The organism is Candidatus Eisenbacteria bacterium (assembly GCA_005893275.1).
Taxonomy (GTDB): domain Bacteria; phylum Eisenbacteria; class RBG-16-71-46; order SZUA-252; family SZUA-252; genus WS-7.
Genome location: VBOW01000084.1, coordinates 1 through 4187, shown reverse-complemented (window position 1 = coordinate 4187; position 4187 = coordinate 1). Strand labels below are relative to the sequence as shown.

Below are 4187 nucleotides of genomic sequence, written 5' to 3'. Positions count from 1 at the left end.
TTCGTTGAACTTCCCCATCTCGGTGAGCAGCTTCGTGTCGGGAAGAACGCCCGCCTCCGAATTCTTGTCCGCTTTGACCAGCACCATGAACCGCATCGTCGTGTCTCCTTCTGGTTTCGGGTCGGGAGGAGGGCTTCCGGACGGTCTCGACCGGGTCGAACCCTCGCTCTATAAGGAGCGACGAACGAGGGTCCGCCCAATCGACACGCCGAGTGATGTTTCTTTGAGGCGCTCCTAAGTGCTTGGGATGCTACGCGGGGTTACGTCCTCCGCATGGCGTCGAGGCTCCACGCCCCGGCGCCTGCGGCCGAGAAGTAGAGCCAGAGGAAGCAGTAGAGCGCCGCGGGACTGCCGCCGTTCATCGTCGGCCAGAAACCCTGCGGGAAATGGAACTGGAAGTACGCCACCGCCATTTCGCCCGACAGGAGGAAGGCGACCGGTCGAGTGAACAGGCCGAGGAGGAGCAGGCCCCCGCCCAACACCTCGAGGATGCCGCCGAGCCCCATCTGGGATATCCACGGGACGGTGCCTCCGTTCGGGGGGATCCCGGCCGGGAAGGCGAAGAGCTTCATCGTGCCGGACAGCATGAATATGAACGCGGCGACGATGCGGAGAACGCTCTGCAATTGCGGCGCCCAAGACGACCACTTCACGACGACGCTCGGTGCGCTCATGCCGCGCCGACCAGATATTCAGCCAGGCGGTCGAAGGTGCTCGTCCAGCCCTCCTTGTGCCCATCGCGCGACTCGACCGACTGGAAGCCGGTCTGATGCAACGTGAGCAGGGTCTTCCCGCCGCGCTCGGCGAGCGTGATCGTGACCAGCGTCTCCTTGCCCGGCTTTCCCTGGGTGTCCAGCCAGGCGTGGGTGAAGACGAGCCGCCCGGGCGCCACGATTTCGCGATAGATGCCCCGCAGCCAATGGTCGACGCCTTCGGGGGAGCGCATGCAGACCCGAAAGGCGCCGCCCGGGCGAAGATCCACCTCGTGGGTCGTCACCGTGAATCCGCGCGGAGCCCCCTGCCAATGCTCCAGGTGCTCGGGCTGGGTCCACGCCTCAAAGACGAGGGGGCGTGGCGCATCGAGGACACGCGTGATGAGAAGCTCGGGCGCGGCCTGCTCGGACGCAGGGCTATTTTTTCTTGTGGCCATATCACACCTTCGCCAGCGTCTGGCCAGGCCCCTTCACCGCGCCCTCCAGCCCCGCGATCCGCCGGGACATAGCCAACTGACCGGCGTGGTACGCCTGGTGGAACGCGAGGATGTTCAGCAGCTCGGCGCGGCTGCACGTGCCTCCGAAGGGGTGCGGAACCGACTCGGCCATCGCGTCGTCGGACAGCGCAGAGATGGCCGCGAGGCAGCGCTCCCGGGACCCGAGGAATCGATCTCTGAGGACCTTCCAGTCGATCGCTTCGGTCGTGCGCGTGATCGGGACGAACCCCGCCCGGGCGAGTTGGTCGCTTTCCCACACCGGCTTCTCGCCGAGGAGCCTCATCACACCGTTCTGGACGTTCATGAGGTGTCCCAGGATCCAGTTCGCGCAATTCCCGCCCTGAGGCGGCTGTGCCAGGGACTGCTCGTGGGTCACCCCGTCCAGGTTGGCCGCGGCGGTCTGATACATCAGTCCGAAGTGCTTCGCCACCATTTCCTGCGTCTTCATTTTTCGGTCTCCTTATGGTTTGCGACTCGTTCCAGAAATCCCCGGCGCTCGGAGCGATTCAAGGTAACTTACCCATCTTCCCGGTTGCAACTTTCACCGGGGAAGAATCATGGTCGAGGCACCGACCCACGCTCACACCGCCGGCATTCGATATTGCAATGCCTCCGCGACGTGCTCGGCGCGCACCGTCTCCGAGCCCGCGGAGTCGGCGATCGTCCGGGCGACCCGCCGGATGCGAACGACTCCGCGCGCGGTGATCCGAAACGCCTCCGCGGCGTGGCGGATCAGCTGCCGGCACTCCGGTTCGAGCGGCGCGACGCGCCCGAGCTCTCTCGCCGTAAGGGTGGCATTTCGTCCACCCGACTGGTTCCGTTCCACCGCGATCGAGCGCGCGCGAACGACGCGTTCGCGCACATCGGCCGATGACTCTCCCGATTCACCCGAAAAAAGATCCTCCATCGGCACCGCCGGCACTTCAAGCACCAAGTCGATGCGATCGAGGATCGGTCCCGAAACTTTCGCCCAGTAGCGGGCGACCGCGTCGGGCCCGCACCGGCAGGCGCGACGTGGATCGCCCCGCCACCCACACGGGCAGGGATTCATCGCGGCGACCAGCGAGAAGGACGCCGGAAACACCGTCGTGCCGCCGGCGCGGGCGATGGAAACGTACCCGTCCTCGAGCGGCTGCCGCAGCGCCTCGAGCGCGTTCCGATGAAATTCCGGCAGCTCGTCCATGAAGAGCACGCCCTTGTGCGCGAGGCTCACCTCGCCGGGGAGCGGACCACGCCCTCCTCCGACGAGCCCCGCGTCCGAGATCGTGTGATGCGGCGCGCGGAACGGGGGCTCGAGGATGAGCCCCGAGCCGGGAGGGAGCCGGCCGGCCACGGAATGGATGGTGCTCACCTCGACTGCCTCTTCGCGGGCGAGCGGAGGCAGGATGCCTGGCAGGCGGCTGGCGAGCATCGTTTTCCCGGAGCCCGGCGGCCCGACGAAGAGGATGTTGTGGCCGCCCGCGGCCGCCACCTCGAGCGCGCGCCGGGCGATGATCTGTCCGCGCACCTCGGCAAGGTCGGGGGGTGCTGCGCGGACCGGGCCACCGGGAGGGTCGGCATCGGTGCCCGCGCCTTGGTGGGACGTTGCCGCGCCGGCGCTCCTTTCTCGCTCTCCCCCGCCGCCGGGCGCGTCGTCGCCGCGAAGCTCCCGGAGCGAGCCCAAGCTCCGGATCGAAACGCCGCCGATCGCGCCGGCTTCGCGCCCGTTCTCCCGCGGGATCCACACCGGGCCCCGCCTCTCCCGCTTTGCGGCCGCCATCACCGCGAGAATCCCACGGACCCCCCGGAGCGTTCCGTCGAGCGCCAGCTCGCCCACGAAGATCCCCTCCTCGAGTGGTGCCCCGCGCGGGATCTGCCCCGAAGCGAGCAGGAGCGCGACCGCGATCGGAAGGTCGAAGCGCGCGCCCTCCTTTCGGACGTGCGCGGGCGCCAGGTTGATGGTGATCTTTCGGGCGGGAAACTCGAAGCCGCAGTTTCGAAGCGCCGCGAGGACGCGCTCGCGGCTTTCCCGCACGGCCGCGTCGGGCAATCCCACGATCGAGAAGGTCGGAAGTCCGGCGCCCAGGTCTGCCTCGACTTCGACGAAGAGGCCGTCGATCCCTTGCGTGGCGCAACTCGTGACACGGGCAAGCATGGCGCTCGTTCCGGGGGAGAAGAAGTGCGGGGGGAGAAAAGGTGAGCCGGGATTCGGTTGGGGGGATGCGACGCGGGAGTCTAGGCTCCGGCGTTGGACCCTGTCAAGGCGCGCCCGGTGGGCGACGCGTTTCCGATATCAGCGTTAATCGGCGCGCAAGAGGAGACTGAAGGTCGAGCCGCGACCCTGCTCGCTCGAGGCGACCAGGCGCCCGCCCATCTGGGCGGCCAGGTCCCGGGCGAGTGCCAGCCCGATGCCCAGACCCCCGACCCTTCGTGTGGTGGAGCCGTCGATTTGCCGGAACGCATCGAACAGATTCCCAAGCTCGTCCGGCGGGATGCCCGGGCCGTTGTCCTCCACGCGGACGCGGGCCCACTGGACCCCATCCCGCGCGAGCGCCTCCGCCCCTAGCGTGACGCGCGAGCCGGGCGGCGTGAACTTCACAGCGTTGTCCACCAGCGCGTCCAGGACCTGACGGAGCCGGAGCTCGTCGAACCGCGCCGGAAGGGAATGCGCCTGGACCGCCAGCACGAGGTCGCGGAGGCCCGCGCTCACCCCTGGGAGCCGCTCCGCGTGGTAGGCGGTCAGAACCGGAACAAGATCCCGCTCCACGACCCGGAGGGAGAGGGTGTCCCGGCCGAGCTCGGAGAGTGTCAGGAGGTTCTCGACCAAAACGACGAGCTTGCGGGCCTGCAAGGCGGAGCTCCCCAGGAAGGCCTTCAGCTCGGCGATGTCGAGGTCCGCCTCCATGACGCACTCGAGAGCCGGGACGATCACGGATAAGGGGGTTCGGAGCTCATGGTTCACGTTCGCCAGGAACTCGGACTTCAGCCGGTCCAGATG

Annotated in this window: 6 protein-coding genes; all 6 read right to left on the bottom strand. The window is 67.9% G+C overall.

Annotated elements, in window-relative coordinates:
* Window positions 1-96: YciI family protein (locus E6K76_12315; protein TMQ56679.1), on the bottom strand; the 96-nt coding region annotated here is incomplete at its 3' end.
* 164 nt (window positions 97-260) lie between these two features.
* Entirely contained in the window at window positions 261-674 is a 414-nt protein-coding gene (locus E6K76_12310) for a DoxX family protein (GenBank protein TMQ56678.1), read from the bottom strand.
* Window positions 671-1150, bottom strand: coding sequence for an SRPBCC domain-containing protein (locus E6K76_12305; GenBank protein ID TMQ56677.1), 480 nt, complete (start codon window positions 1148-1150; stop codon window positions 671-673). The genes E6K76_12310 and E6K76_12305 overlap by 4 nt, the downstream gene beginning before the upstream one ends.
* 1 nt (window position 1151) lies before the next feature.
* On the bottom strand, window positions 1152-1658 hold the full coding sequence (locus tag E6K76_12300; GenBank protein TMQ56676.1) for a DinB family protein: 507 nt from the start codon (window positions 1656-1658) through the stop codon (window positions 1152-1154).
* A gap of 132 nt (window positions 1659-1790) precedes the next feature.
* On the bottom strand, window positions 1791-3344 hold the full coding sequence (locus E6K76_12295; GenBank protein TMQ56675.1) for an ATP-binding protein: 1554 nt from the start codon (window positions 3342-3344) through the stop codon (window positions 1791-1793).
* Between the two features lie 144 nt (window positions 3345-3488).
* The coding region (locus E6K76_12290) for a hybrid sensor histidine kinase/response regulator (GenBank protein TMQ56674.1) at window positions 3489-4187 on the bottom strand (699 nt) is incomplete at its 5' end.

Excerpts from the sequence above, each read along its gene's own strand:
- E6K76_12310 (TMQ56678.1), bottom strand. The coding sequence starts at position 674 with ATGAGCGCACCGAGCGTCGTCGTGAAGTGGTCGTCTTGGGCGCCGCAA.
- E6K76_12305 (TMQ56677.1), bottom strand. The coding sequence starts at position 1,150 with ATGGCCACAAGAAAAAATAGCCCTGCGTCCGAGCAGGCCGCGCCCGAG.
- E6K76_12300 (TMQ56676.1), bottom strand. The coding sequence starts at position 1,658 with ATGAAGACGCAGGAAATGGTGGCGAAGCACTTCGGACTGATGTATCAG.
- E6K76_12295 (TMQ56675.1), bottom strand. The coding sequence starts at position 3,344 with ATGCTTGCCCGTGTCACGAGTTGCGCCACGCAAGGGATCGACGGCCTC.